The organism is Halorubrum sp. AJ67 (assembly GCF_000513435.1).
Window position 1 is genome coordinate 45,802 of the sequence record NZ_CBVY010000022.1, and the last position, 1,554, is coordinate 47,355.

At 72.2% G+C, this 1,554-nt stretch carries 1 protein-coding gene and 1 pseudogene; both read left to right on the forward strand.

Annotated features, from left to right (window positions below; all coding sequences use genetic code 11):
• The first annotated feature begins 119 nt into the window (after positions 1-119).
• Entirely contained in the window at positions 120-1,256 is a 1,137-nt protein-coding gene (locus tag BN903_RS13900) for a DUF373 family protein (RefSeq protein WP_048078298.1), read from the forward strand.
• A gap of 76 nt (positions 1,257-1,332) precedes the next feature.
• Positions 1,333-1,554 (forward strand): annotated as a pseudogene (locus BN903_RS13905) (shikimate dehydrogenase); the annotation flags it as partial.

The window sequence follows — 1,554 nt, forward strand, 5'->3', positions numbered from 1 at the left end:
GACGACGGGGCGATATCGACGTGGAGTTCCGGTAGCGAGAGCGCCGCGAGTCGGCGTCGCCGCCGGAGCCGGGCAGACGACGGGGAGGATTTTTGTCCGGCCGCGGTGTGAGACGACACGTGACGACGCTGGTCATCTGCGTCGACCGCTCGGGGGCGATCGGTCGCGCCACCAACGTCCCGATGCCGGTCGCGGGCTGGGAGGCCGTCCGCTCGCTGGTCACGGACGCCGGGCTGGACGACCCCGAGGACGCCAGCGTGAACTGCTTACTGGAGTCGCTGCGCGTCGCACGCGACCTCCGGGACGAGCGCGAGGAGTCGGTCGTCGCCGTCGTCTCCGCCGAGAGCGACACCGCGGTCGGGGCCGACCGGTCGATCGCGGCCCAGCTCGACGACCTCGTGGAGCGGTACGACCCGCGGGCCGCGATCGTCGTCGTCGACTCCGCGGAGGACGAGCGCGTCCTCCCGGTCGTCGAGTCGCGGGTCCCGGTCGACTCGGTCGACCGCGTCGTCGTCCGGCAGGCCCGCGACATCGAGTCCACCTACTACCTGCTCAAGCAGTTCCTCGCCGACGAGCAGCTCCGGTCGACGGTGTTGGTCCCCATCGGCGTCGCGCTGCTGTTGCTGCCGGTACTCTTCGCCCGGTTCTCCGCCGGGGAGGCGCTCGCGGGCGTCGCCGGCCTGCTCGGCGCGGCGCTACTGTACAAGGGGCTCGCGATCGACCGGCGCGTGGCGGGGATGCCGGAGCGGGTCCGCGAGGCGCTGTACGCCGGGCAGGTGTCGGTCGTGACGTACGTCGTCGCCGGCGGACTTGCCCTCGTCGGCGGCTTCTTCGGCGTCCTCGCCGCGTCGGAGCTGAACCCCGGATCGCCTCGGCTCGTCGAGGTCGTGGAGTTCGCCTTCGCGGCGGTCCCGTGGTTCGCGGTCGCCGGCGTGACCGCGGCGGTGGGGCGGCTGCTCGACGAGCTGATCCGCGACGAGGGGATCCGGACGCCGTACCTCAACCTCCCGTTCGTCATCGCGGCGGTCGCGCTGGTCGTCCGCGGCTTCGCCGGCTATTTCCTCGCACAGGAGGCGGTCCGCGACCCCCTGTCCGTCTACGGAATGACGATGACTCCGGTCCAGCAGCTCGCGGCGTTCATCGTCGGCGGCATCGTCGTGTCGCTCGTCGGCGTCAAGGTCGCCAGCGACGTGGGCACGGAGACCCTCGAAGACGTCATCGACGCGGAGCGGGAGGCGGACGGGCGACGGGAGTGAGGTGTCGCCGGGGTCGGTGAGGCGGATCCCGCGTCCGACCGACCGCCTTTTGTCGGTCGCGGCCGCGTCGGGTGGCATGGACGTGTACGGACTGATCGGGAACCCGGTCGGCCACTCGCTGTCGCCGCCGATGCACGAGGCGGGCTACGAGGCGCTCGGACTCGACGCGCGGTACGTGACCTTCGAGCCGGACGCCGACGCCGCGGCCGCGGCGATCGAGGGCGCGGCCGACCTTGGCGTGGCGGGACTCAACGTCACGGTGCCGTTCAAGCAGGACGCGCTCGACGCAGTCGATCCG